This is a genomic window from Pseudochrobactrum sp. XF203 (genome assembly GCF_020341615.1).
In the GTDB taxonomy this organism is placed as follows: Bacteria; Pseudomonadota; Alphaproteobacteria; order Rhizobiales; family Rhizobiaceae; genus Pseudochrobactrum; species Pseudochrobactrum saccharolyticum.
Genome location: NZ_CP084392.1, coordinates 1,577,198 through 1,601,258, shown reverse-complemented (window position 1 = coordinate 1,601,258; position 24,061 = coordinate 1,577,198). Strand labels below are relative to the sequence as shown.

The window sequence follows — 24,061 nt, the reverse complement described above, 5'->3', positions numbered from 1 at the left end:
TGCGCAGGCAACGGGGGCAGGAACCATTTTCAGCCTCAGCAATTCCGTCTGAGGGGAAACAATTATGACGGGGACGCATTCAATGTCTGACGTTTTATCGCTTATGCTTGAATCTTTGGGGCCGCTGTTGTGGGCAGCTCTGGTTTTCACTATTCCGCTGACATTATTGTCATTTCTGTTCGGCACAACACTCGGTCTTTTTGTGGCTCTGACCCGATTGTTCGCGCCTCGTCCCGTTGCAGCAATCGTCAATTTTTATGTCTGGCTGATCCGCGGCACACCGCTGCTGGTGCAGCTGTTCCTGATCTTTTACGGATTGCCGAGTGTCGGTATTACGCTGGATGCATTTCCGGCAGCGCTGATCGGCTTTACTTTAAGCATCGGTGCTTATTCCTCTGAAATTTTCCGCGGCGTGATTGTCGCTGTGCCGAAAGGGCAGTGGGAAGCAGCCTATGCAACAGGCATGAGCTGGGGGCAGGCGATGCGCCGCACGATCCTGCCGCAAGCTGCGCCCAATGCCGTGCCGCCACTGTCCAACAGCTTTATTTCTCTGGTTAAAGACACATCTCTGGCCGCCGCAATTACCGTGCCTGAAATGTTTCAGGTGGCGCAGCGTATCGTTGCGGTTACCTATGAGCCGCTGATCCTTTATGTGGAAGCCGCGCTGCTTTATCTGGCACTCAGCTCTGTGTTGTCTTATCTGCAAACCCGTCTGGAAGCACGTCTGAAGCGTTATGGCGGCTTTCTGGAGGTCCGTTCATGATGATCGAACTCAAAAATATCGTAAAAAAATTCGGCGACCATACCGTGCTCGACAATATATCCCTGTCGATTGCCGAGGGCAGTGTGACAGCCTTTATCGGGCCGTCCGGTGCCGGTAAAAGCACGCTGCTGCGCTGTCTCAATCTGCTGGAAGTACCGACTTCCGGTGATATTGAAATTGCGGGTGACAGGCTGAGTTTTTCTCCTGAACGCAAAGTCAGCCAGAAAGAAATCCACCTGATCCGCCGTCATTCCGGCATGGTCTTTCAGAATTTTCAGCTGTTTCCGCATCGCACAGTCACCGAGAACATCACTGAAGGTCTGATTACGGTTCAGAAATGGCCAAAGGAAAAGGCGAGGGAACGGGCAAAACAATTGCTCGAAAAGGTCGGCCTGTCGCAAAAGGCTGATGCATGGCCTGCAACCCTCTCCGGTGGTCAGCAACAGCGTGTGGCGATTGCCCGTGCATTGGCTCCGTCGCCTAAAATTCTGCTCTGCGACGAGCCGACTTCAGCGCTTGATCCGGAATTGTCCGGTGAAGTGGTGGATGTGCTGGCGCAGTTGGCCAAAGAAGGCACCACAATGATTATGGTGACCCATGATCTGCGGCTGGCATCGAGAATTGCCGAGGATGTGCTGTTTATCGATAATGGTGTGATTGTTGAGCGCGGCACCGCGCAGGCAATCTTCCGCTCACCGAAAGAAGATCGTACCCGCCGTTTCGTGAATACGCTGACCCATGAAGGTCAGGGTTTCAGTCAGGGCGCGGGTATTTGATTGAATTTTTTGCATTAATAAATATAGACAACACATTGTTATAAATAGAAAAACCTGCAATCAGATGATTGCAGGTTTTTTACTGCTGTGTGAAATTAGTTTGGAAATGACAATGATACTTCAGAGCATTTTCCATTTTTGGGAAATGTTTTAATCAACCTGATCGCTGTCGACTTCATTCTCGGCTTTGGCAAACACGTCGACATCTTCGTTTTTACCGGATTCTACTGTAAATTCACGCTGATAGAGACGGTCTTTGTTTTTGGCCACAGCGATATAATCACCGGATGCAAGCACCAGCGATGCATAGGCGCTGACACTTTCATAGACGATATCACCATTGGTATTGACGATATTCCATGATGTATCGGCAAGCGCTTCCCCACCGACATCACGCAGCAATTTCAGGGTGACTTCCGCCGCATTATGCTCAACAGTTGCCTCCGTCAGCTTACCGGCGCTGACCACAATTTCAGCGCGGATTACGGCATTGGCATTGCCGTAATTGGAAACCACGTGATAGGTGCCGCTATTGAGGCGCACTACCGTATCCGGTTTGATATTCGGTACGATCAGCGAGCGCTCATTGCCTTCATCGTCATTTTCATAAATCGAGAAGCGCAGGAACTTGTCAGAAATTTCCTTACCGTCCGGCAGTTTGGCACTGAGTTTCAGACCGCCTGCATCAAGGATCAGTTTTTCATGGCGACTGGCATTGCGCACAGTAATGCGCTTGGTGGCTCCGGCGCGGCCAAAGCTGACATGCACGAGATAGCTGCCTTCCGGCAGTGAAAAGCTGGCAGTGCCGCCTGTTGCTGTTGCAATCAACGGCAGCTTGTCTTCACCATCCGGTTCCGGCGAGAATACACGCCATACCAGCCCCTGGCTCAGAGCAGGACCGTCCGCTGTCAGCTGTGCTTCCAGCAGCAACTCATTCTGATTGGCCAGCGGTGAGTTCTGCAGGCTGCGCGGATCAGCGTAAGGTGTGATGCCTGCTGCCGGAGTTGCCGGCGACATAATTGCACCGGTCGGCGGTGTGTTGTCCGGTGTTCCGCCTTCAGGCACTGAAATTTTAGGTAGTTGCAGCTTGTCGAATTGTGCGCCCGGCACAACGCGCATGGAAAAACCGTCCTGCGGTTGAGGCAGTTCCTGAGCTGACGCTGAACCACCGATCATCAGACCCGTCGAAACCAATGCAAAAGCGCAGAGATAGCGGCATTGCTTTACACGCCGTGTGTTCTTGGCTGATAAGTTTCTGGCGTGCAGAACAGGGCTGAATTTCATAAGCCGGTACTCATTTGAATTTCCAAGTCTCAAGTCTTTATTGTTTGACCGCAGTGTAAAGGCATTTTCAAGGCTGCGCCCAGCAAAATATCGCCCGTTTGCATTATAAACACATATTACTGCATATGCGCTCTGTCATTGCAGAGCAGAATTGGCAATAAAGACGGTCATAATGACGGAATCGAACAGAACAGGCAGGAAGTAACGTGTCAGATCTCATTGATTTTTTGAAAACCCGCAGCTCCACACCGATTGTCGGCCTGATTGAGCCTGCACCATCGGCTGATGAACTGGCGCAGATCCTGACCATTGCCTCCCGCGTGCCGGATCACGGTAAGCTCAATCCGTGGCGCTTTATTATTTATCGCGGCGATGCCCGCATCCAGATTGGTGAAATGCTGGCAGAGCGTGCAGCACAGCGCGCACAGCAGCAGAATGAAGAATTTAACGACAGCCACCGTGAGAAAGAGCTGAAACGCTTTTCCCGTGCGCCGCTTGTTATCGGTATTATCTGCAGCCCGCGTGATACAGACCGTATTCCTGAATGGGAGCAGTTCTTGTCATCTGGTGCTGCGGCGATGCAGCTTTGCAATGCTGCCAATGCACTGGGCTATGGCAGCAACTGGATTACCAACTGGTATTCCGATGATGAGGAGGGCAAACGCCTGCTCGGAGTTGCGCCCCATGAAAAAGTAGCCGGTTTTGTGCATTTGGGTACGCCTAAAGCTCCGGCGCCGGATCGTCCGCGTCCTGAGTTGCAGGCAATTGTTTCGGATTATAGCGGGCCATATCAGGGCTGAACCGGCTTGCCGGAACGGAAAAGCAGAGTAATTTGATGTTTTATGAACCGCAAAACGGCCATGGCCTGCCGCATAATCCGCTTAAGGCCATTGTTGCGCCGCGTCCGATCGGCTGGATCGGCACGCGCTCGAAAGAGGGGGCTTTGAACCTCGCCCCCTATTCCTTTTTCAACATTGTCTGCGATACGCCGCCTTTGCTGATGTTCAGTTCGTCAGGCTACAAGGACAGTGTGGCTTTCATTGAGGAAACACGGGAATTTACGGCCAATATGGTCGGTGAACATCTGGCAAAACAGATGAATGCAACATCCGTCAATGCGCCGCGCGGTGCCAGCGAGTTCGACTATGCAGGCCTGACTGCTGCTGCCTGTGAGCAAATTGCTGCGCCGCGTGTAGCGGAGGCCTATGCATCGCTGGAATGCGTTGCCGTGGATATTCGGCAGTTACAGGGCAGGGATGGCCAGCTGACGGATTCCTATATGGTGATCGGCGAGGTGGTCGGTGTGCATATTGATGAGGCTATTCTCACCGATGGTCTGATTGATATCAGCAAATCCAGACCGGTAACCCGTCTTGGCTATATGGATTTCGCCACAACCGACACGGTTTATCAGATGTTCCGCCCCAAATGGGGCGAATAATCTGTTCCATAATCTGGGGGCAGGCCGGAGAATTGTAAATCTTACTTTCCGGCCTGTTTCGCTTTATTCCAGAGTGCTTCCATCTCATCGAGAGTGGCAGCTTCCAGCGAATGACTGTCACTGTTCAGTTCGTCTTCAATGAAGTGAAAGCGGCGTTTGAATTTCTCATTGGCTGCGCGCAGCGCCATTTCCGGCTCCAGTTCAAGATGGCGCCCGAGATTGACCATGGCGAACAGCAGATCACCATATTCTTCCGCAATATTGGCCTTGTCCTGATTGTCCATCGCCTGACGCAGTTCCTGCGTTTCTTCCGCAACCTTATCCAGAATAGGTGCTGCTTCCGCCCAGTCAAAACCGACGCGCGCAGCTTTCTGCTGATATTTCAGCGCGCTGACCAATGAAGGCAGATAAGTGGGCACGTCATCGAGAAAGCCTTTTTTCTCAGTGGTTTCAAGACCAAGCGCGGTGCGGCGGGCAATGCGCTCATCTTTTTCAATCTGTTTGATGCGGTTCCATGACCCTTTGGCCATACCAGCCGAGCGCGCCTCGTCATCGCCAAAGACATGCGGATGGCGACGGATCATTTTGTTGGTCACTGCTTCCACAACATGACCAAAATCAAAACCGCCTTTTTCTTCGGAAATACGGGAATGGAACACTACTTGCAGCAGCAGATCACCAAGCTCTTCACGCAGGTCGTCCATATCATCGCGCTCAATGGCATCAATGACTTCATAGGCTTCTTCAAGCGTGTAAGGCGCAATAGTGCTGAAATCCTGCTCCACATCCCACGGGCAGCCGGTTTCAGGATCACGCAGCGCCACCATAATGTCTAAAAGGGTCTGAATATCGCGGGAAGGCTGCATGTCTGGTTCCTGTCTCAACAGCGACCGGAAATAATTCCGGTTTATGATATGGCAATTTAAACCTACTGGTGCCATAAAATTGGGCACAAGAAAACCGTCTGTAAACAAATCAACGAGAGACGAATGACAATTCTGGTAACCGGCGGTGCCGGCTATATTGGCTCGCATACTTGCGTTCGCCTGCTTGAAACCGGCCATGATGTGGTCGTGGTTGATAATTTCGACAACAGCCATCCGGAAGTTTTTCAGCGTATTGAGCAGATCACCGGAAGAATGCCGAAGCGCGAAACCGGCGATATCCGTGACCGCGAGTTTCTCCAGAAAGTCATTCAGACCTATCAGTGTACATCGGTGATCCATTTTGCCGGTTTGAAAGCTGTCGGTGAATCGACCCAGAAGCCGCTTTATTATTATGACTGCAATATGCTCGGCACTTTGCGCCTGCTGCAGGCCATGCGCAGTACCGGCGTGAAAAAGCTGGTCTTTTCTTCCTCAGCCACTGTTTATGGTGATCCGCAGCATCTGCCGCTGGATGAAAACCATCCGCTATCCGCGACCAACCCTTATGGCCGCACCAAGCTGATGATCGAGGAAATGCTGCGCGATCTCTATAATAGTGATCCTGAATGGAGCATTGCCATTCTGCGCTATTTCAATCCTGTCGGCGCACATGAAAGCGGGCTGATCGGCGAGGATCCGAAGGGTATTCCGAATAATCTGATGCCGATTATTGCGCAGGTTGCCACCGGCCGCCGCGAAAAACTGAGCATTTGGGGTAATGATTATCCGACACCGGACGGTACCGGTGTTCGTGATTATATCCATGTGACCGATCTTGCCGAAGGGCATCTCAGAGCGCTTGCAAAGCTGGATGAGCCAAAATGCATGGCTATCAATCTCGGCACAGGTGAGGGCTATAGCGTGCTCGATGTTATCAAAGCCTTTGAGCATGTTTCCAACCAGCAGATCCGCTATGAAATTGCACCGCGCCGTCCCGGCGATGTTGCATCTTGCTATGCGGACCCTGCTCATGCCAAAGAACTGCTTGGCTGGAGTGCCAAGAAAACTCTGCGTGAAATGTGCGCCGATATGTGGAACTGGCAGTCAAAAAATCCCAACGGATATGCGGATTAAAATTGCCTGAAAGATATTTGCTTTGCATCACTCTGATGGTGCAAAGCAACAATTATATCTGCCGTAAAATCATTTAATTATAATGATATATGTCATTATTTTAATTGATTACATTAGATTCAGAATACGGAAATGAGTTTGGATATATGCGTTTTCTTCCCGATAAATTTATCTCGACTCTCATTCTGGCTATTCTGGTCGCTTCGCTCTTACCCGTCAAAGGTGAGGCTGCTTACTGGTTCGGGCTGGCGACAAAATTTGCAATCGGATTGCTGTTCTTCTTGCATGGGGCAAGATTATCGCAGCAAGCCGTTGTGCAGGGCATTGTGCACTGGCGGCTACATCTCGTCGTATTGGCGGTCACTTTTGTTATATTCCCGCTGATCGGGCTTTCACTTGGCTGGGCTATTCCGGGTTTCGCTAATTCGGCATTTTATGCGGGAATTCTGTTTCTCTGCGTTCTGCCATCTACTGTTCAGTCATCCATCGCGTTCACCTCCATCGCCAAAGGCAATGTACCGGCCGCGATTGTTTCTGCTTCCGCATCCAATATTCTCGGCATGTTTCTGACGCCGCTGCTGGTCGGATTGCTGTTCACAACACAGGGTGAGGCGGGCATTTCGCTTGATGCATTAGAGTCCATCCTGCTGCAATTGCTGGTTCCTTTTGTTGCCGGACAGATTTTGCAGCCGTGGATCGGACATTTTATACGCCGCCATAATAAAGCGCTGGGGCTTGTCGATCGCGGTTCTATCGTGATGGTCGTTTATCTCGCTTTCAGTGAAGCGATGGTACAGGGATTGTGGACGGAAGTTTCCGGTCATGATCTGGCAATTATGATTGCCGTGAATATCGGTCTGCTGGCCTTCATTCTGTGGTTTACCGGCTTCATTGCTAAAATGCTTGGCTTCTCGCGTGCAGACCGGATTACAATCATTTTCTGCGGGTCTAAAAAGAGCCTTGCCAGCGGCGCACCAATGGCCAGCGTGATCTTTCCGGCTGCGATGGTGGGCGGAATTGTACTGCCATTAATGATTTTTCATCAGATACAGCTGATGGCTTGTGCTGTGCTTGCCAGAAGATATGCGGCACAGGCGGATGCGCTTGAAAGCAGTCAGGCAGAGCAGGGACTTTGACAGTACAAGAGAAGAGGGTGCATCACCCTCTTCTCTTTAAGTTTATGATATATATTGATAATTTATGCGTAGCCATTAAGCCTTATCGACGAATTTTTTGATTGTATCTTTAGCTTTGCCTTTGGCCTGCTGGGCTTCACCTTTCAGTTCCTGTGCACGGCCTTCAGCCTCTAATTTTGCAGAACCGGTAGCCTTGCCAACTGCCTGCTTGACATTACCGGCGGCTTCGTTAGCAAGGCCTTTGATTTTATCTGTTGTGCTGTTCATGATAATCTCCCTTGAGGGTGTGATGTGAAATGACTTCACCGGATCAACGTATAAGCAGCGCAACAGTTCCGGTATTTGTGCAGCGTATTCCTAAATACAGAAAGTTATAAAACATGTCTGAGACGCCGATATTTGATGAAGACGCGCTGGAACAAGCCTATAATGAAGCACTGAAACTGGAAAAATCCGGTGATTTTGACGGTGCTGCAAAAGCCTATCAAAAGGCGCTGGAGATTGATCCGGCAGACCATGGCGGCGCTGCTGTAAGACTGGCCAGTATGGGACGAGGCGCTGTGCCTGTGAGCGCGCCTCCGGCCTATGTCGCCACTTTGTTCGATCAGCATGCAGAGATGTTTGACACGATCCTCGTAGACGAGCTGGGTTATGATGTGCCGCTGCAGCTGGCCGACCAGCTGGAAGAAATTGATCCTGATGCACATTATGCCCGTATGCTCGATCTGGGCTGTGGCACCGGTCTTGGTGCGGATGCCTTGTTCGAAATGACCGAGCATCGCACCGGCGTTGATATCGCTGAAAACATGATCGCGATTGCGGATGAAAAAGGCGATTATAATGCGCTCTATGTCGGCGAAGTTGTGAATTTCCTTGACCAGACAACCGCACCGGCATGGGACATTATTATCGCTACGGATGTGCTGCCATATATGGGTGAGCTGGAGTCGTTTTTCTCAAAAATCCCGTTGAATTTGAACCGCAACGGTATTTTCGCATTTTCAAGCGAAACGCTGGCTGACAAGGATTTTGCCGGCCGTGATTATACTGTCGGGCCGCATCAGCGTTTTGCGCATAAACGGGATTATGTTGAAAAGCTGCTGCTGAGCCATGGCATTAAAATGCTGCGTGTGACGGATATCACTGTGCGAAGCGAACAAGGCAAGCCGGTTCCTGGCCATTTGTATATTGCCCGTAAGGTTTAAGCCTTAAAATCCAAGGATTACAGGACGGCAGATATAACATCTGCCGTTCTTCTATATCGCATTTAGTTCCATAATCTATCTTATGTGATTTAAGCATATGGCTTTGACCAATTGGCAGTGAGCCGCCTGACCGTCTCGGATTAGTCCAGATTTTCCTGTTCGAACTTGTCGGTGACATGAATATCCGTCATCTCCAGACTATGCGGGCCGAGATTGACATATTTATGCGGAATGTTGGCTGGTCCGAAGATGATCTGTCCCGCTACAGCCTCAAACTGCCGGTCACCGACTGTGAACAAAGCGCGGCCCTGACGTATGATAAAGATCTCATCATAAGGATGTTTATGCAGCCTTGGTCCGCGCCCGATATGCTCGGTCGTATAAAACATCACTGATACATTCGTACCAAAACGCTTTCCTTCAAACTCTCCGTGCCAGACATCAGGCTTTTCAGCCCATTCTGTACGCTCGAGAATTGCTGCTTGTTTTTGCATGTGGTTCACCTCAACCTCATTCTGAATGCAGTCTTTATTTACCATAAAAACTCAAAAGCCGCGGCTTCCAAGATTGTACATCTTTGAAACTAAATATGGCCGGATTTCCGGAAAATGATCCGGTTGAAAAATGATATTCATTATCTCCCGCATCTTATTGAAAATATTGATATTATGGATGGTGTTATGACCGGAAAACAAAGTAAATTACGTATTGCTGTGCTGTTTGGCGGCCGCTCGCCGGAGCATGATGTTTCTGTGCTTTCTGCTACCAATGTGATGCAGGCGCTGGATGCTGATAAATACGAGGCCGTACCGGTTTTTGTGACCCGTGAAGGACAATGGTTGCTCAGCGCCTATGAGCAGGGACAATTGGCGAAGCCCTCCTCCGGTACTGAAATTTGTCTTGTTTCCGGCGGTTACGGGCGGATTATCGGCATTGATGCACATAAAGGGCTTCATGAATTGCCTAAAATTGATGCTTTATTTCCTGTTTTGCACGGTCTTCATGGCGAAGACGGTGCGGTACAGGGATTGGCTGAAGTTGCCTGCGTTCCGCTGATCGGCTGTGGTATTCTCGGTTCTGCCGTTGCGCTCGATAAGGACATGACCAAGCGTGTAAACAGAGAGGCTGCAGTTCCTGTTGCCCATGCTGTGACGCTCCATTCGGGAAATGTACCGGAATTTGCAGAGGTTGAAAATGCGCTCGGCCTGCCCTTTTTCGTGAAGCCTGCACGGCAAGGCTCATCCGTGGGCGTCAATAAGGTTGCAACGCCGGCAGATTACAGGCTGGCGCTGGATGAAGGTTTCCTGCACGACAATAAGCTTCTCGCAGAAGAATTTATCCGTGGCCGCGAGATTGAATGTGCTGTGCTTGAGGATGCTGACGGTACGCTGTTCGTTTCCCGTTGCGGCGAAATCACACCGGCTGAAAGCCATGGTTTTTATAGTTATGATGCGAAATATACGGATGAGAACGGTGCAGCTTTAAAAGTACCGGCCGACTTGCCCGCATCTGTTGAAACGCAGATCCGTGAGATGGCGAAAAAAGCATTCCGTGCTACCGGCTGCGATGCAATGGCGCGCGTGGATTTCTTTGTGACGGATGATATGCGTATCATACTCAACGAAATTAATACGATTCCGGGCTTTACCGATATCAGTATGTATTCGAAAGTAATGGCTGTGAGTGGCATCAGCTATGCTCAGATTCTCGACCGGCTCATAGCTCATGGTCTGAAACGCGGCAGTTGATGAAGAATATGACTTATAAAATCAATGAAATGCCTGTTTTATAAGGATATCAGTGATGAAAACACCGCAACTCCCTTTCAGCGGGCAATGCCGCTGCGGAAAAGTCAGAATTGAGGTCAGCGCAGCACCGATTATGACGGCGGCCTGTCATTGCACAGGCTGTCAGACAATGAGCAGCAGCGCGTTTTCGTTGACGGCGATGATCCCCTCTTCCGGCTTTAAAGTTACGGATGGTAAGCCGGTGATCGGTGGTTTGCATGGCCCGCAACAGCATCATTATTTCTGCGCCTATTGCATGACATGGATGTTCACGCGCATTGAAGGCGTTGATGCTTTCGTCAATGTCCGGCCATCGCTGTTTGATGACCATAGCTGGTTTGTACCTTTCGTGGAGACCATGACAAAGGAGAAGCTGTCCTGGGCACAGACACCGGCACTTTATCATTATGAAGCTTTTCCGCCTTTAGAAGACTATGAAAAGCTGATGGGTGAATTTGCACGGCAAATGGAGTGAAACTGCCCGTTTGTCTGAAATTTTATCCCATCAGGATGCGATCATGAAGTTGACTTACGATGCGGCCGCTGATGCCGTTTATATTCAGTTCAAATCAGATGAAGACGAAACTGCCTTCGGCTTTACCTATTGCTGTGATCCGCGCGAAACGGACGGGGAAATCAATCTGGATTTCAATAGCGACGGGCGGTTGACCGGGATTGAGATATTGCAGGCCAGTAAGAAATTACCTGCATATTTGCTTGCATTATCGCAATCCTGATCTGTTCACCGGAAATCGTTGAAACCGGAAAAGTTTTATAGAATTGTTCCGAACTCCATACTCTCAGGCTCAATCAGTGCCAGAAAAGCATCGCAGACCGGTTGATTGCGCCAGCTTGCACAAATTGCCTTTGCATGATCCTCAGTCAGCGCAAAAGCAATATCAAGAAAAGCACCATCGCCCAGCTTTACCAGATGCTGGTTGCACCAGCCATTCTGTTTGGACAAATGGCTTGCAATCATCAATTCATAGGCAGTGTGCATATCCGCTTCATTGACACCGTTTTTAAGACGAAAACGCCCTAATTCGAGACCGGATATTTTTGCCTGAGGGGATGTCTGGTTTTTAACTGATTGCATTGCATTAACTCCTTGTTTGAGGAGCGTTGCATACAATAATTCTCCTGACAGTTTCTGTCAGGATGCTGTATAGACACTCCATGCGTACACTTCGCCTTTTTGCTCTCCTCGATCATTTGCGTGGCCGAACAGAGCCGGTTTCAGCAGAAATGCTGGCACAGGAACTGCAGGTTTCAGTTCGCACAATCTATCGCGATATGGTGACTTTGCAGGCTAAGGGAGCGCCCTTGCGCGGTGAGGCCGGCATTGGCTATCAGCTGGAAAAGGGGTATTTTCTGCCCCCTCTTCATTTCGATCCTGATGAACTGGATGCTTTGATGCTCGGAACCCGCCTGATCGCTTCCCGCGGTGATGAAGCACTGGCTGCGGCTGCCCGACGTGTCTCGGCCAAAATCAGTGCTGCTATTGGTTGCGATAAAGGTGAAGCCTATACGCGCCTGCCATTACGTGCTGTTGCAAGACAAAGTTCTGAGAGTGACAAGGCATCCGGACATCTTACAGTCCTGCGCACTGCTTTACGCGATAAAGCCGTATTAAATATTACCTATTGCGATTTGGAGAATAAACGCAGTCAGCGAAGCGTTCGCCCGCTTGGCCTCACGATGTTTGAGCAAGTCTGGCTTCTGACTGTCTGGTGTGAGAACCGCATGGATTTCCGTAATCTGCGCGCTGATCGTATTGAAGCCATTCAGCTTGCAGGCAGAGTATTCCGGGATGAAAAAGGCAAGCGTTTTGAAGACTATCTCAAAACGCTTGCCTGACGAATTTACCGCGCCTGCTCTTTCTTCGGAGCAGAGAGAATAACAAGACAGGATATTACCAGCAAAGCGCCAAGCCATCCGAGCAGCGACAGATTTTCACCAACGATCACAACAGCCAGCAAAGCGGCAATCACAGGCTCTGTTAGTGTTATTGTTGTTGCGGTACTGACGGAAATACGCGCCAGCGCATAGCCAAATAAGACATAGCCGGTAAACATCGGTATGACGGCCATATAGGCGCCGACAAGTGCATTATTCCATGAGGTCAGTAATGCCCCGCCGGTCAGCAGCAATACCGGCATCAGCAACAGGCCACCTGCTCCGAAAATTGACCCCATCGCTGCTTTTGAGGAAATGCCTTTACACATCAGCCGGTGTGCTGCCCATGCATAAAGGGCATAGGTCAGTCCGCCAACAAGTCCCAGCAATACGCCTGCCGCAGTCGCTCCCGCAGAAAATGTAACAGATGTTGATTGATGGTCGCCGCCACCGAAAAAGCAAAGCAGAACAATGCCGGAAAGCCCGAGAGCCGCGCCGAGTATCCATTGCTTGCTCAGGGTTTTACGATCAATCACCCATTCAATCAGCGCGGAAAATAAAGGTGCGGAACCGATTGTGACAACCGTGCCGACTGTGACACCCGCCAGATACATCGACGAATAAAAGGCCAGCGGATAGACAGCCACAGAAACCGCGCCGAACAAGACGAGAAGCCATTGTTGCTGTAACTTGCTGTAATCGCGTTTCAATGCCCGCAAAGCGAGCAGGGCTTGCAAAAGCCCGCCTACTCCCATGGCAACCGCGCCGATGGCCATGGGCCCGACTTCGGGTGCAAAAGTTGCAGCAGTGCCGGTTGTGCCCCACAGAAAGGACGCGATTAAAACGCAGACAATGCCAAGCCCTGCACTATCCGTTTTGATAACTGATACATTGCTCATAAACCGGCCAAAATACTTTCTGCAAGACGTCTTGCATGTTGAACACGCTTACTATCGCCTTCAAGACCGGCGCGGGAGAATGAGCCTTCCAGCAGAAATGCCAGATGTTCTGCGGTCATTTCCACCTGCTCCGCTGTCAATGCTTCACCTGTTTGAGTGCGCCATTCCTGCAGATGCTGAATAAGGAAATGCTCTACTTCTTCCTTATGGCGACGCACAGCCTCCCTGCCCTTATCGCCTACGGTGAGTTCAGCCGCGGCATTCAACAAGCCACAGCCGCGAAAACCGTTCTCATAATCATATTCAGCATGGTCTCTGTAGGCATCAAACACGGCCATAACCCGCTCTTTCGGGCTGGCGGCAGGTGCTAAACGCACAGCATATAAATCAAGCCACTCCTGATGCCTCAGCTCAATAAAGGCGGCGACCAGCTCTGATTTTGATGCGAAATTATTATACAGGCTCATTTTGGCCACGCCTGCTTTTGCGGTAATCATATCAATGCCGGTTGCGTTGATCCCGTAATTATAAAACAGGATACCCGCCGCATCGAGCAGACGATCACGCACAGATTGAGCTTTGGATGGCTTTGCAGAGGCAGACATAATTTCTCTTTTCAATCATTAGGTAGGTCAGTCTACATAATTAATTTTCATCAGACAAGCGGTAATATATTTGTGAACGGAGTATTCATTTAAAAACAGCTATTTAAGCGTATCATTCATCAACAAGACATAATAATGAGAACACTTGGCGGGGCTTAAGCCGGTATAATTATGATCTCTGACTGACAGCAAACAGCGTGCAATCTGCGCGTTGCAGGGAGATTTGCATCTGCCGGAATGAACGGTTTGATACCATTATCGGGCATGCTCTTTAACAGAGTTTAAGGCATTTTCAGTTAGGGGAACTTATTGGAATTGCTTTGGTTTTTGAAATTATGCGCATTCTTAAAGCCGGAAACAGATCAAAAGTTTCGGATTTTTAATACGCGCTCCAGCATATGAGTGATGAAGCTATGACGGTTATGAATGTCCCTGCTCTGCCTACAGAGATGTCCGGTGATGATATCCGTAATCCTCATATCTGCCTGACGCCTTCCGAGAGCGAATGGGTTCAGCTCATTCATAGTCTGCCTGATAATCTTGCAAAGCAGCTTGCCTGTCTGATTGAGGCGGATAAAGACCGTCTGGTTGGTGTTTTCTACGACAGGCTGCTGCAAAATCCGGATGCAAGTCCGTTTCTCTCTCAGGATGTGGTTCACGACCGTTTGCAGCATTCGATGCGCGGCTGGCTGCGCCGCCTTTTTGTTGAGCGAACCATGGATGTTGCGGTTTTTGTGGCTGAACAGCGCAAGATCGGCGAGGTTCATGCGCGTATTCAGGTGCCTATTCATGTGGTTATGCAGGGCGCGCGCCTGCTGAAAAATGAGATTGTTTGTCAGCTGCAAAGTCAGACAATCAGTCTTGGTGACTTTGCTGTCATGGCCGATTATGTCGGCAATGCCATTAATATTGCTATTGAGTTTATGAGTCAGGCTTTTGTCAGCAATACCAAAAGCGATGCACAAACGGATGAAGCCTATCGCGCTTTCGCACTCAGTCAGGATGTGACACTGGAACGTGAAATCCAGCGTGCCAGCCTCATGGAGTGGAGCCAGTCGGTTCTGTTCAGTCTCTATGGTAACAGACGCGAAGCTGTGCTGCCCCTGCTCTCCAGTTCTGATTTTGGCCTGTGGCTGCATCATAAAGGCGATATGATTTTTCATGGTTCGCCGGTTCTGGAAAATATTCGTGCAGATATGAAATATATCGACACCGTTTTGCTGCCGGCCATTGCCAGTGCCGATGCGGATCAAAATCTAACAGAACTGATTGAATCCTTTAAGAATAAAACCGGAGAGATCAAGTTTCTGCTGGCAGAACTCTTTCAGGCCGCCGCTGCGATGGAAACCGGTCGCGATCCGCTGACACGCACCTTGAACAGGCGTTTTCTGCCTTCCATTCTGTCGCGTGAGGTTAAAATGGCTTCACAAAACCGGATGGATCTGAGTGTCATGATGGTCGATATCGATAATTTCAAACGTATCAATGACACTTACGGCCATGGTGGCGGGGATCATATTCTCCAGCAGGTGGCAGAAAGCATTTTCACGCATTCCCGTGCCAGCGATTTTGTCTTCCGTTATGGCGGCGAAGAGTTTCTTGTGGTGCTGATTGAAGCAAGTGCAAAGACTGCTTTGGAAACGGCTGAAAAACTACGACTGAAAATTGCCGGTCAGCAATTCTCACTGCCGGATGGCGGGTCGCAAAATATTACGCTGTCGATTGGTGTTTCCACATTCAATGGTCATCCTGACTTCAGCCATTTGATTAAAACCGCAGATCAGGCACTGTATCAGGCTAAACAAAACGGCAGAAACCGCACGGAAGTTGCTATTCCTCTGTCTTGATGAGTGGAGGTTTACTCGCTAATGGCGGTGGCTGATATACCTGTCGGGATTGCCGGTACTATTGCATCAGCTATATGCTTGTCTGTTTTGAAGTAATAGGGAATTTTTGCTTCATTGAGTGCAGCAATGAAATGTTTAATGATGAGTTCAATATTGGATTTCTTGTAATAATTCTGTGACAGGGTACATACTGCCACAGTATAGGATGTTCCGTATTTTACCGGCCAGTGGCACAGCAAAAACACAGACAAATCGGTCCAGCAGGATATTTTAAATATCTGCCCTTGCACCGGCTCGACAATAATAAAGAAGTTCCAGTCTTTCTCCATGTATTATCCATCGAAGATTGCGATATGCATGATGATACTTCATTTTTTCAAATATTAAAGCGTATATTTATAAAATTTAATATTGAATATTTAACAATAAAAATTTCATCTGTTTTGCGAAATTTTTGATCTTTTACTTCATACTCAATCAATATTGCAGATTTTTCATCTGCTTTTGTATCATGGATATGGTGAGAATCTCCTCTGCATCAAATGCAGTTTCATAGGCTCATGGGGGCTTGTTTTATAGCTGCGCTACCTTTTTCTGATTATGCGCTGCGCCCTGAAAACATAGGGTTTTGCAGCAATTCCCATATGTCGGGTGGACTTTTTTCGATATTTCTATATATTGTTGAATATCAGTTTAGATTTATCTGCAATTTCTAAATGAAATTTAAAGCATAATCTTTGCATTAATTTCGCAGATATTTCTCTTATTTAAATAAAAAAGGAGAATAGGTCTGCCATTATGGCAGGGTTAACTTATTATATGGCTGTTTATACAATTAATGAGAGTATGAATGAGCCAAAGTCTGTAAAACTATCTTTAAAAGATGTTTTTAAAGTCTTTGGTGAAAAGCCGGAAAAAGCAATGAGCCAATTGCGTTCCGGAAAAAGCAAAACAGAGATCCACAAGGATACGGGCTGCACTATCGGCGTTGACGGTGCGAGCTTTGAAATTATGGATGGCGAGATCTTCGTCATTATGGGATTGTCCGGCTCCGGCAAATCCACACTTCTGCGCCTGCTGAACCGGCTGATTGAGCCGACCTCCGGCACCATTGCCGTTGATGGGCGTGACATTACCAAAATGTCCAAAGGCGAGCTGATCGATCTGCGCCGCCGTGATATGAGCATGGTTTTCCAGTCTTTCGCATTGCTGCCAAACCGTACTGTTCTCAACAATGCTGCCTTCGGCCTTGAAGTTGCCGGCATGGCTGAGGCCGAGCGCCATGAGCGCGCAATGCAAGCGCTCACGGCCGTCGGTCTGGAGCCCTATGCCCAGAGCATGCCCGACCAGCTTTCCGGTGGTATGAAACAGCGTGTCGGCCTTGCCCGCGCTCTGGCCAATGAGCCGACAATCCTGCTGATGGATGAGGCGTTTTCCGCGCTTGATCCCCTCATCCGCACGGAAATGCAGGATGAGCTGATCCGCCTGCAATCGGAGAACAGCCGCACGATTATCTTCGTGAGCCACGATCTGGACGAAGCCATGCGCATCGGCGACCGCATCTGCATCATGCAGCACGGCAAGGTCGTACAGGTCGGCACACCGGATGAGATTGTTTCCGCGCCAGCAAATGATTATGTGCGCTCCTTCTTCAAGAATGTGGATGTGTCTCATGTGTTTTCTGCCGGTGATGTGGCGAGGAAAACCTTGCTGACGATCTTTGATCGTCAGGGTGTTTCTGCCGCTTCCGCATTGGAGCAGATGGAAACTACGGGGCGTGACGTTGCCGTTATTGTCGGCCGTGACCGCAGCTATCACGGCATGATCAGTCAGGACGGCCTGATTGAGAAGGTCAAAGCCAAATCCCCGCATCCGTACAGGGAAGCGTTCTTAAGCGATATCACTCCTATTGAAGCAAGCGAACCGCTTTCCAACGTGCTTGGCCGCGTTGCTGAAAGCCGCTGGCCGGTTCCGGTTGTTGATGAAAAAAACAGATATGTCGGTGCGATTTCCAAATCGGCACTTCTGGAAACGCTCGACCGCGCCGGTTGAGCTGAAACGGACGGATATAAATGGATATGAATTTTAGTATCGGCAAAGGTGCCGATATCACTGTGAATTACATTCTCGACCATTTCACACCGGCGCTGGATATGATTGCTGCGGTTATCGGCTTTGTTACCGGCGGTATTCAGGGCGGATTGCTGGCAACTCCGGCTGTTGCCGGTATTGCCATTCTGACATTGCTGTCGCTGTGGCGTGTCGGCTGGAAGTTTGCAATCTTCACTGCTCTCGCACTGGCACTCGTCCATCATATGGGACTGTGGTCGGGCACGATGGAGAGCCTGTCACTGGTGTTGGCCGCAACAATCATTGCCATTGTCATTGGTATTCCGCTGGGTATTGCCATGGCGCGCAGCGAGTTGCTGGCATCTTTCATCCGCCCTGTGCTCGACCTGATGCAGACTATGCCTGCCTTTGTGTATCTCATTCCGGCGGCCATGTTCTTTGGTCTTGGCGCCGTGCCCGGTACAATCGCGACTGTGATTTTTGCCATGCCGCCGGTTGTGCGCCTTACCAATCTCGGTATCCGGCAGGTGCATGGAGAGTTCGTTGAAGCCGGTCTGGCCTTCGGCTGCACGGCAAAACAGCTGCTGTTCAAAGTGCAGCTTCCCAATGCCCTGCCCTCCATTATGGCTGGTATCAACCAGACCATTATGCTGTCGCTGTCGATGGTGGTGATTGCCTCGATGATCGGTGCGGGTGGTCTGGGGAATACAGTGCTCACCGGTATTCAGCGTCTTGATGTCGGCACCGGTTTTGAGGGTGGACTTGCCGTGGTCATTCTGGCCGTTGTGCTTGACCGGATCACTCAGAGTTTCGGGAAACCGCAACCAGGCCTGTTTAAGCGCTTTGCAGCGCTGCGCAAACAGCCGGAAGCGGAAACCGGAACCAAGAAAACAACATCCCTGCGCAAGCAGGAAGCTTAATTCACCTATAGAAACCTTAAAGGAGAAGATATGTTCGGGAAACTGACACGTCTAAGCCTGGCGGCATTGCTGGCGGGAACCATGGCAACTTCAGCATTGGCTGCAGGCGATGCCAAAGTGGTCAAACTTGGCTGGGCACCCTGGTCCGATGCCGAGTTTGTAACCAAACTCGCGGCTAAACTTATTCAGGATAATCTGGATCAGAAAGTTGAACTGGTGCAGACAGATGTTGCACCGCTTTATCAGGGCGTGAGCCGTGGTGATCTTGATGCGATGATGATGGCTTGGCTGCCTGCAACACATGCGGATTATTACAAGCGTGTTGAAGGCAAGGTTGAAGATCTGGGCCCGCTCTATGAAGGTGCAAAACTTGGCTGGGTTGTGCCCGCCTCCGTGCCCGAGAGCGATATCAAGTCGATTGAAGACCTGAAGAAAGCCGATATTCACGAGAAGCTGAAAGGTCAGATTCAGGGTATTGATCCGGGTGCCGGTCTGACCCGCCTTTCAGAAGAAGCGATCAAGAAATATGGCCTGAATTACAAATTGCAGATTTCCAGTGAGGCAGCGATGCTGACCACTGTTGACCGTGCAACCCGCTCGGACGGCTGGTTTGTGGCGACCGCGTGGAGCCCGCACTGGATGTTCGGCAAATATAAGCTGCGCTATCTGGAAGACCCTGAAGGTGCGCTTGGTGCCGCAGAACATGTGAATGCCCTCGCCCGCAAAGGCTTTAAGGAAGATAATCCGAAGGTCGCCTCTCTGCTGGAAAAGATGAATATCCCGCTGGAAGACCTCGAAAAAGCGATGTTTGAGGCGCAGGAAACATCATACGATAAGGCCGTTGATAAATATATTGCCGACAATCCTGATCGTATCAAAGAATGGCTGGCTGAATAATTTCAGCCTGAAGAGCATAAAGCGGCGGTGCGCAAGCGTCGCCGTTTTTCAATTTTTGCTTATAATATTCCTGTTTAAAAATGCTGACATCACCACGGGGGAGTGATAAAGCACTGCGCAGATCATATTTTTCCTGCAATGAAAAGGTGATGTTATGAGTATGATACAGTGGGTATTTCTTATTCAGGGTATTATCGCTTTCGGTCTGGCCGGTTGCGTTGCCTATGTTGTCCTGAACCGCAAACGCTGAGAACAGCCCTGTGCCAGTCGCATTCTTACAGCAAATGAGTGACGGCACCCGCAATTTCAGCGGCTTAATATGTGACGGGGCTGATTTATCCGGTCAGGATTTATCTGACTGTGTTTTCACAGAATGCATATTTACAAATTGTAATTTCAAAGCCGCAATCCTTACTGAAACGCAATTCAATAAATGCCGTCTCAGTGGTGCGAACCTGTCCAATATTGATGGCAATAGCGCACAATTTTACGATTGCGATCTCTCCAATACATTCTGGAGCCGATCCAATCTCAATGGCGTGAAATATTCACGCTCCAAACTTACCGGTGCGGATTTCACTGATTGCAGCCTGATCGGCACTGATTTTGAAGAATGTTTGCTGATTGCAGCTTTTCTGCCGCGCGCGTCATTTCGCAATAAAACTCTGACAAATATGGATTTCAGCGAAGCTGATCTCAGAGAATGTGATTTCCGCGATACGGTCTTTCACGATTGCCGGATGCGCGGCGCCACTTTACGGCTGAGCAAATTCAAGGGCGCTGATCTGCGTGGTTGCGATCTGGGCAGCCTGACATTTCACGATGCCGCTGTGCTCAAAGGTGCCATCATCTCAAAAAGTCAGGCAACGGATATTCTCAGTGGCATCGGTCTGCTGGTTCTGTAAAGACTATTTCTCAAGCACAGCAACAATTTCAGCAAAGCCGCGCTTTTTAGCATGCTGAAGTGCTGTTACACCTTCATTATCAGGGATAGAAAGATCGGCACCGGCGGCTTTCAAAAGCTTTACAATTTCTACGTGAGCAGGCCCGCCATCGCTCAGGATTACGGCTTCAATCAGCGCTGTCCAGCCGAGACGATTGACGTGATCGACATCAACACCGGCCTCAATCAGCGTGCGTACCGTTTCCACATGACCGCGCTCGGATGCCGGAATAAGTGCCGTACCGCCAAAGCGATTGGTGCTTTTCAGATCGGCACCATGCGAGAGCGTCATTTTCAGAATTTCCAGATGGCCGCGTGCTCCGGCATAGAGATACGGGCTGTCCTGTATCATGTCTTTGGCATTCACATCGGCACCGGAATTAATCAGAACTTTAGCCGCTTCAACCTGATTATTATGGGTTGCAACCAGCAGAGCAGTCTGGCGGTGGTCGTTGCGTGTATCGGCTTTCACACCATCATTCAGCAGGCTCTGAATGGTTGCGACATCACCGGTGGCAGCAGCATCCAGTAATTTGCGTTCTTTGCTGGCTGAGGCGGACATGGCAACTCCTGTGATTGTCAAAATAAAACCGGCAATAAGCAGAGTGCTTCTGAAAATATTCCGCAGGGACAATAAATTTGTCATGTCTCTCTCCTCATTGAAAATACATCATGCGTGAACCGCCACACTGAGACAACAGTGCGGCGGTCCGGATCAATTATTTAAGCTGGTCTTTGACCTTATCGAGTGCTTCAACTGCACAGGCTTCGTCCAGATGGCCGCCCGGTGCGCCGCCGACGCCGATTGCGCCGATGGTTGCATCGCCAACTTTAACCGGCACACCACCAGCCAGTACGAGGAAGCCCGGAATGTTAGCCAGTTCTGCCGCTGCCGGATTTTTCTGGATATTTTCAGCCATGACACCGGTTGGAGTGCGCGAAGAGGCCGAGGTGAAAGCCTTGGCGGTCGCTGCCGCTGGTGTAACAGCTACGGCTACATTATAGCCTTTGGCAGAGCAGGCAGCGATTGTTTCATTGGCAATGTTTACCGCAAGATTGAGCGGCATGTTCTTTTCCTGCAAAACCTGCGCGGAAGCAGCTGAGGTCAGTACAAGTGCCGCAGCACCGGCAAACAAAATGCGTTTCATGATCGTCTCCTGAGTGTTGATGAAAGCAACCGGCTTTCTGACACTCAATCTAGTGAAACACTCATTTTGCGTGAATCCGCGATACCGCTGAAAGCTCTAGGTAGAATTACGGATGCCCTGCACTGCTGCCGGATAATTGCAGCCGCACAAAATCCACCACCGAACTGGTTTCCAGCTTTTCGGCAATATTGGCGCGATGTGCATCAATGGTGCGCACGGAAATATTCAGTGCAGCAGCAATCTCTTTGCTGCCGAAACCTTTGCAGATCAGATCGAAAATCTCATGCTCGCGGTCAGTCAGTCTGGCAATCAGTTTTTGCGCTTCCGCCCGTTCCAGAATTTTATCCAGCTCCTGAGAAGCTGTCTCCAGTGCCTCCAGCAAAACCTGCTCATCCACGGGCTTGGACAGAAAGTCGAGAATACCTGCCTTGAATGCGCGGCGGCAGGCATTGATGTCCCCGTGACCGGTAATCATGATGGCTGGCCAGTCGATCCCGCGTTCCAGCAGTTTTTGCTGCAACTGCAAGCCGCTTATCATCGGCATACGCAAATCGAGTAGCAGGCAACCGGGCTTTTGCGGATCAACATGCGCCAGAAATGTCGCCGGATCACGAAATGTCTCCACATGCATGCCATAGGTCTGCAACAGCAGCGACAATGCCTCGCGCACGGCTTCATCATCATCAATCAGATAAATTTTGAGATTTTTCATTCTGCTGCCTTTGAAAGCTCAGGCTCAGCCATCGGAATGGTAATTGTAAAGATTGCACCGCCGGATGGTGCATTTTCTGCTGATATTTCCCCGTCAATCCGCTCAATCAGTGTTGCGCAGAGCGAAAGCCCCAGCCCCATACCCGCTTCACGGGTGGTGAAAAACGGCTCGAATAAACGCGGCAGAATATCATCGGCAATGCCGCCGCCATTATCGGCAATACTCAGAACGAGCTGCCCGTCTCTGGCTTCAGCTGTCACAGTAATGCGTTTATCGCTGATCTCGCTCTGGCTCAGACTATCGGCAGCGTTGCGGATCAGGTTATACAGCACCTGCTCCATCTCAACCGGATCAGCAGTAATCAACGGCGATATTTTCTCGGTTTGCTGATGCAGGCTGATATTGCGTTGCGCCAGATCCGTGCGCAGTAATTCCGCCACATCGCGGATAATCTGGTTTATTTCTACAGATTTACGCTGTGGTTCATGATTGCTCATATAATTGCGCATACGCTGTAAAATCTCACCGGCACGCGATGCTTCCCGCACATTGGCCGCCAAAGCCTGTTTTAATAATTCAGGACGCTCACCGGATGCTTCAAGGCGTAATGCGGCCTGACTTTGGCTCAGCAAGGCTGTCAGCGGTTGTGTCAGTTCATGAGCGATGCCGGAGGCCAGCTCGCCCATAGAATTCACCCGCGCCGCATGAGCAAGCCGCGTTTCATGTTCCGACAACTGTGCTTTCTGCTCGGCCTCTCTGGTCGCTTTTTGAAAACGCCAGAGCGCATAAGCACCGGTCAAAGCAATTAATGACAAAACCGCGAATAATATTGTGCGCAGCGGATCAATCACATCTGACAGCGCCATCGGACGGCTGAGACGCAGCAAAAGCGGCTGGTTCTGACTGTCGATTTTCTGCGAAAAGACCGGCTGCTCCAGAAAGTGCGATGCCACTGTTTGCAGACCGGATTGTTGTTCAAGAATAATCTTATCATTGATGGACAGGGTCAGATCTGCCCAATCCGGCCGCTCATTCGGTTCAATCATCAGAGCCGGATTGATAGCCATGAAAATCGCATAACCGGGATTGGCATTGTCAGATTTTTTGCCCAGATAATAACGGTCTGCCAGCTTATCTGACAGATAAGTGCGCACCTCGCCCGGTTTTTGTTCTGCGACCTGCGCGGCAAAATCAACGGCGAGATTATCATGCTCAGTCTCATCAACCATCAGCACAGGCTCAGCATTAACCTTGGAGCCGGTGCGGTTCAGCAGCATGACATCGATTACGCTGATGCGCGGGTAAAAGCGGATAATATTGCGCGATACCTGCCGCAAAGCATCCACCGGCGCCGGACTGGCAGAGAGGATCAGTGCGTTCAAACTGGTGAGGTGAGCATCATGCTGTGCAGCACGTTGCGACAGAACACGATGCAGCGCTGTGCCGGTTTGCTTCACCTCGTCACGCGCCTGATTAATGCTCTGGCGGGCAGTGAAAGCAATAAACAGCAATAGCAATATCAGCCAGATAACCGATATTGTCAGATAGGATTTCCAAATCTGCTTATTGCCCGTCAAACGCTTCCCCCATACACAATATTGTAATTACGCTTGAATATCGCTGACATAATATAGTGCAACACGCAATGCACAGGCCGAAAAACTTCTTCTTCATACAGGTTTGGGCTTGTCAGCGCGCTGTACTAAACGGCATAAAACGCATCCGGCCGGAG

General features: G+C 49.9%; 28 protein-coding genes. 16 read left to right on the top strand and 12 right to left on the bottom strand.

All coding sequences use genetic code 11. From position 1 onward, the window contains the following. Positions 1-82 precede the first annotated feature (82 nt). Both LDL70_RS07110 and LDL70_RS07105 read left to right on the top strand, forming a co-directional pair. Positions 83-763 (top strand): amino acid ABC transporter permease, encoded by a 681-nt coding sequence (locus tag LDL70_RS07110; protein ID WP_116089416.1) that lies wholly within the window; start codon positions 83-85, stop codon positions 761-763. Further along, positions 763-1,539: an amino acid ABC transporter ATP-binding protein gene (locus LDL70_RS07105; RefSeq protein ID WP_028233848.1), complete on the top strand. Its 777-nt coding sequence runs from the start codon at positions 763-765 to the stop codon at positions 1,537-1,539. Before LDL70_RS07110 ends, LDL70_RS07105 begins: the two co-directional genes overlap by 1 nt. A 150-nt stretch (positions 1,540-1,689) precedes the next feature. Here LDL70_RS07105 and LDL70_RS07100 read toward each other — a convergent pair whose 3' ends face one another. Next, a complete protein-coding gene (locus LDL70_RS07100) occupies positions 1,690-2,658 on the bottom strand; it encodes a hypothetical protein (RefSeq protein WP_370637818.1) in 969 nt (322 codons plus the stop codon). 371 nt (positions 2,659-3,029) lie between these two features. On the opposite strand from LDL70_RS07100, the gene LDL70_RS07095 reads away from it, so the two are divergent. After that, positions 3,030-3,623, top strand: a complete 594-nt coding sequence (locus LDL70_RS07095; protein ID WP_022711790.1) for a nitroreductase — start codon at positions 3,030-3,032, stop codon at positions 3,621-3,623. A gap of 35 nt (positions 3,624-3,658) precedes the next feature. After that, on the top strand, positions 3,659-4,264 hold the full coding sequence (locus LDL70_RS07090; RefSeq protein ID WP_225688445.1) for a flavin reductase family protein: 606 nt from the start codon (positions 3,659-3,661) through the stop codon (positions 4,262-4,264). 41 nt (positions 4,265-4,305) lie between these two features. On the opposite strand, the gene mazG is transcribed toward LDL70_RS07090, so the two are convergent. Next, positions 4,306-5,130: a nucleoside triphosphate pyrophosphohydrolase gene (gene mazG / locus LDL70_RS07085; RefSeq protein WP_116089411.1), complete on the bottom strand. Its 825-nt coding sequence runs from the start codon at positions 5,128-5,130 to the stop codon at positions 4,306-4,308. A 123-nt stretch (positions 5,131-5,253) separates the two neighbouring features. Here mazG and galE point away from each other — a divergent pair, with 123 nt between their 5' ends. Both galE and LDL70_RS07075 read left to right on the top strand, forming a co-directional pair. Next, entirely contained in the window at positions 5,254-6,264 is a 1,011-nt protein-coding gene (galE, locus tag LDL70_RS07080; protein WP_022711787.1) for a UDP-glucose 4-epimerase GalE, read from the top strand. A gap of 146 nt (positions 6,265-6,410) precedes the next feature. Continuing rightward, positions 6,411-7,400: a bile acid:sodium symporter family protein gene (locus tag LDL70_RS07075; protein WP_225688051.1), complete on the top strand. Its 990-nt coding sequence runs from the start codon at positions 6,411-6,413 to the stop codon at positions 7,398-7,400. Between the two features lie 75 nt (positions 7,401-7,475). On the opposite strand, the gene LDL70_RS07070 is transcribed toward LDL70_RS07075, so the two are convergent. Next, on the bottom strand, positions 7,476-7,667 hold the full coding sequence (locus LDL70_RS07070) for a CsbD family protein (RefSeq protein WP_075655140.1): 192 nt from the start codon (positions 7,665-7,667) through the stop codon (positions 7,476-7,478). Between the two features lie 113 nt (positions 7,668-7,780). On the opposite strand from LDL70_RS07070, the gene LDL70_RS07065 reads away from it, so the two are divergent. Continuing rightward, positions 7,781-8,605: a methyltransferase gene (locus LDL70_RS07065; RefSeq protein WP_122095004.1), complete on the top strand. Its 825-nt coding sequence runs from the start codon at positions 7,781-7,783 to the stop codon at positions 8,603-8,605. A 140-nt stretch (positions 8,606-8,745) separates the two neighbouring features. Here LDL70_RS07065 and LDL70_RS07060 read toward each other — a convergent pair whose 3' ends face one another. Next, complete coding sequence (locus LDL70_RS07060; RefSeq protein WP_022711782.1) at positions 8,746-9,099, bottom strand: cupin domain-containing protein; 354 nt, start codon at positions 9,097-9,099, stop codon at positions 8,746-8,748. A 186-nt stretch (positions 9,100-9,285) separates the two neighbouring features. On the opposite strand from LDL70_RS07060, the gene LDL70_RS07055 reads away from it, so the two are divergent. From LDL70_RS07055 to LDL70_RS07045, 3 genes are read left to right on the top strand one after another with little or no spacing between them, the layout of a single operon-like run. Continuing rightward, entirely contained in the window at positions 9,286-10,353 is a 1,068-nt protein-coding gene (locus LDL70_RS07055; RefSeq protein ID WP_225688443.1) for a D-alanine--D-alanine ligase family protein, read from the top strand. 55 nt (positions 10,354-10,408) lie between these two features. Further along, complete coding sequence (locus tag LDL70_RS07050; protein ID WP_225688048.1) at positions 10,409-10,867, top strand: GFA family protein; 459 nt, start codon at positions 10,409-10,411, stop codon at positions 10,865-10,867. 43 nt (positions 10,868-10,910) lie between these two features. Continuing rightward, complete coding sequence (locus LDL70_RS07045) at positions 10,911-11,129, top strand: DUF2283 domain-containing protein (RefSeq protein WP_225688046.1); 219 nt, start codon at positions 10,911-10,913, stop codon at positions 11,127-11,129. A gap of 35 nt (positions 11,130-11,164) precedes the next feature. On the opposite strand, the gene LDL70_RS07040 is transcribed toward LDL70_RS07045, so the two are convergent. Next, positions 11,165-11,488 (bottom strand): hypothetical protein, encoded by a 324-nt coding sequence (locus LDL70_RS07040; RefSeq protein WP_225688044.1) that lies wholly within the window; start codon positions 11,486-11,488, stop codon positions 11,165-11,167. Positions 11,489-11,568: 80 nt separating this feature from the next. Between LDL70_RS07040 and LDL70_RS07035 the strand changes: the two genes are divergently transcribed. Continuing rightward, complete coding sequence (locus tag LDL70_RS07035) at positions 11,569-12,249, top strand: YafY family protein (protein ID WP_225688036.1); 681 nt, start codon at positions 11,569-11,571, stop codon at positions 12,247-12,249. A gap of 5 nt (positions 12,250-12,254) precedes the next feature. Here the strand turns inward: LDL70_RS07035 and LDL70_RS07030 are convergent, their stop codons facing one another. Both LDL70_RS07030 and LDL70_RS07025 read right to left on the bottom strand, forming a co-directional pair. After that, entirely contained in the window at positions 12,255-13,187 is a 933-nt protein-coding gene (locus LDL70_RS07030) for a DMT family transporter (protein ID WP_225688034.1), read from the bottom strand. Further along, positions 13,184-13,792 carry a TetR/AcrR family transcriptional regulator gene (locus LDL70_RS07025; RefSeq protein WP_225688032.1) on the bottom strand — a complete coding sequence of 203 codons (609 nt, stop codon included), beginning with the start codon at positions 13,790-13,792 and terminating at the stop codon, positions 13,184-13,186. Before LDL70_RS07025 ends, LDL70_RS07030 begins: the two co-directional genes overlap by 4 nt. Before the next feature lie 398 nt (positions 13,793-14,190). Between LDL70_RS07025 and LDL70_RS07020 the strand changes: the two genes are divergently transcribed. Continuing rightward, the gene (locus tag LDL70_RS07020) at positions 14,191-15,639 is read left to right on the top strand and encodes a GGDEF domain-containing protein (protein ID WP_225688030.1); all 1,449 of its coding nucleotides are present in this window, start codon (positions 14,191-14,193) and stop codon (positions 15,637-15,639) included. A gap of 11 nt (positions 15,640-15,650) precedes the next feature. Here the strand turns inward: LDL70_RS07020 and LDL70_RS07015 are convergent, their stop codons facing one another. Beyond that, positions 15,651-15,968 (bottom strand): DUF982 domain-containing protein, encoded by a 318-nt coding sequence (locus tag LDL70_RS07015; RefSeq protein ID WP_225688028.1) that lies wholly within the window; start codon positions 15,966-15,968, stop codon positions 15,651-15,653. Between the two features lie 517 nt (positions 15,969-16,485). On the opposite strand from LDL70_RS07015, the gene proV reads away from it, so the two are divergent. From proV to LDL70_RS06995, 4 genes are all read left to right on the top strand, one after another. Beyond that, positions 16,486-17,691 carry a glycine betaine/L-proline ABC transporter ATP-binding protein ProV gene (gene proV, locus LDL70_RS07010; protein ID WP_028233844.1) on the top strand — a complete coding sequence of 402 codons (1,206 nt, stop codon included), beginning with the start codon at positions 16,486-16,488 and terminating at the stop codon, positions 17,689-17,691. 20 nt (positions 17,692-17,711) lie between these two features. Further along, positions 17,712-18,629 carry a proline/glycine betaine ABC transporter permease gene (locus LDL70_RS07005; protein ID WP_225688026.1) on the top strand — a complete coding sequence of 306 codons (918 nt, stop codon included), beginning with the start codon at positions 17,712-17,714 and terminating at the stop codon, positions 18,627-18,629. Positions 18,630-18,659: 30 nt separating this feature from the next. Then, positions 18,660-19,526: a glycine betaine ABC transporter substrate-binding protein gene (locus LDL70_RS07000; RefSeq protein ID WP_075655156.1), complete on the top strand. Its 867-nt coding sequence runs from the start codon at positions 18,660-18,662 to the stop codon at positions 19,524-19,526. 260 nt (positions 19,527-19,786) lie between these two features. Next, positions 19,787-20,431 carry a pentapeptide repeat-containing protein gene (locus LDL70_RS06995; RefSeq protein WP_225688024.1) on the top strand — a complete coding sequence of 215 codons (645 nt, stop codon included), beginning with the start codon at positions 19,787-19,789 and terminating at the stop codon, positions 20,429-20,431. Positions 20,432-20,434: 3 nt separating this feature from the next. Here the strand turns inward: LDL70_RS06995 and LDL70_RS06990 are convergent, their stop codons facing one another. From LDL70_RS06990 to LDL70_RS06975, 4 genes are all read right to left on the bottom strand, one after another. Beyond that, complete coding sequence (locus LDL70_RS06990; protein WP_225688022.1) at positions 20,435-21,031, bottom strand: ankyrin repeat domain-containing protein; 597 nt, start codon at positions 21,029-21,031, stop codon at positions 20,435-20,437. A gap of 157 nt (positions 21,032-21,188) precedes the next feature. Beyond that, positions 21,189-21,617: a heme-binding protein gene (locus tag LDL70_RS06985; RefSeq protein WP_225688019.1), complete on the bottom strand. Its 429-nt coding sequence runs from the start codon at positions 21,615-21,617 to the stop codon at positions 21,189-21,191. A gap of 106 nt (positions 21,618-21,723) precedes the next feature. After that, positions 21,724-22,329, bottom strand: coding sequence for a response regulator transcription factor (locus LDL70_RS06980; protein ID WP_225688017.1), 606 nt, complete (start codon positions 22,327-22,329; stop codon positions 21,724-21,726). Further along, the gene (locus LDL70_RS06975) at positions 22,326-23,906 is read right to left on the bottom strand and encodes a sensor histidine kinase (RefSeq protein ID WP_225688015.1); all 1,581 of its coding nucleotides are present in this window, start codon (positions 23,904-23,906) and stop codon (positions 22,326-22,328) included. Before LDL70_RS06975 ends, LDL70_RS06980 begins: the two co-directional genes overlap by 4 nt. Positions 23,907-24,061 lie beyond the last annotated feature (155 nt).

Bases quoted from the DNA above. Each gene is read 5' to 3' on its own strand.
- LDL70_RS07030 (WP_225688034.1), bottom strand. From the start codon at position 13,187: ATGAGCAATGTATCAGTTATCAAAACGGATAGTGCAGGGCTTGGCATT.
- LDL70_RS06990 (WP_225688022.1), bottom strand. From the start codon at position 21,031: ATGTCCGCCTCAGCCAGCAAAGAACGCAAATTACTGGATGCTGCTGCC.
- LDL70_RS07000 (WP_075655156.1), top strand. From the start codon at position 18,660: ATGTTCGGGAAACTGACACGTCTAAGCCTGGCGGCATTGCTGGCGGGA.
- LDL70_RS07060 (WP_022711782.1), bottom strand. From the start codon at position 9,099: ATGCAAAAACAAGCAGCAATTCTCGAGCGTACAGAATGGGCTGAAAAG.
- LDL70_RS07055 (WP_225688443.1), top strand. From the start codon at position 9,286: ATGACCGGAAAACAAAGTAAATTACGTATTGCTGTGCTGTTTGGCGGC.
- LDL70_RS07090 (WP_225688445.1), top strand. From the start codon at position 3,659: ATGTTTTATGAACCGCAAAACGGCCATGGCCTGCCGCATAATCCGCTT.
- LDL70_RS07040 (WP_225688044.1), bottom strand. From the start codon at position 11,488: ATGCAATCAGTTAAAAACCAGACATCCCCTCAGGCAAAAATATCCGGT.
- galE (WP_022711787.1), top strand. From the start codon at position 5,254: ATGACAATTCTGGTAACCGGCGGTGCCGGCTATATTGGCTCGCATACT.
- LDL70_RS07065 (WP_122095004.1), top strand. From the start codon at position 7,781: ATGTCTGAGACGCCGATATTTGATGAAGACGCGCTGGAACAAGCCTAT.
- LDL70_RS07075 (WP_225688051.1), top strand. From the start codon at position 6,411: ATGCGTTTTCTTCCCGATAAATTTATCTCGACTCTCATTCTGGCTATT.
- LDL70_RS07105 (WP_028233848.1), top strand. From the start codon at position 763: ATGATCGAACTCAAAAATATCGTAAAAAAATTCGGCGACCATACCGTG.
- LDL70_RS07005 (WP_225688026.1), top strand. From the start codon at position 17,712: ATGGATATGAATTTTAGTATCGGCAAAGGTGCCGATATCACTGTGAAT.
- proV (WP_028233844.1), top strand. From the start codon at position 16,486: ATGAATGAGCCAAAGTCTGTAAAACTATCTTTAAAAGATGTTTTTAAA.
- LDL70_RS06985 (WP_225688019.1), bottom strand. From the start codon at position 21,617: ATGAAACGCATTTTGTTTGCCGGTGCTGCGGCACTTGTACTGACCTCA.
- LDL70_RS07100 (WP_370637818.1), bottom strand. From the start codon at position 2,658: ATGCGCGTTGTGCCGGGCGCACAATTCGACAAGCTGCAACTACCTAAA.
- LDL70_RS07110 (WP_116089416.1), top strand. From the start codon at position 83: ATGTCTGACGTTTTATCGCTTATGCTTGAATCTTTGGGGCCGCTGTTG.
- LDL70_RS07035 (WP_225688036.1), top strand. From the start codon at position 11,569: ATGCGTACACTTCGCCTTTTTGCTCTCCTCGATCATTTGCGTGGCCGA.
- LDL70_RS07020 (WP_225688030.1), top strand. From the start codon at position 14,191: ATGAGTGATGAAGCTATGACGGTTATGAATGTCCCTGCTCTGCCTACA.
- LDL70_RS07050 (WP_225688048.1), top strand. From the start codon at position 10,409: ATGAAAACACCGCAACTCCCTTTCAGCGGGCAATGCCGCTGCGGAAAA.
- LDL70_RS07025 (WP_225688032.1), bottom strand. From the start codon at position 13,792: ATGTCTGCCTCTGCAAAGCCATCCAAAGCTCAATCTGTGCGTGATCGT.
- LDL70_RS07015 (WP_225688028.1), bottom strand. From the start codon at position 15,968: ATGGAGAAAGACTGGAACTTCTTTATTATTGTCGAGCCGGTGCAAGGG.
- LDL70_RS07045 (WP_225688046.1), top strand. From the start codon at position 10,911: ATGAAGTTGACTTACGATGCGGCCGCTGATGCCGTTTATATTCAGTTC.
- mazG (WP_116089411.1), bottom strand. From the start codon at position 5,130: ATGCAGCCTTCCCGCGATATTCAGACCCTTTTAGACATTATGGTGGCG.
- LDL70_RS07070 (WP_075655140.1), bottom strand. From the start codon at position 7,667: ATGAACAGCACAACAGATAAAATCAAAGGCCTTGCTAACGAAGCCGCC.
- LDL70_RS06980 (WP_225688017.1), bottom strand. From the start codon at position 22,329: ATGAAAAATCTCAAAATTTATCTGATTGATGATGATGAAGCCGTGCGC.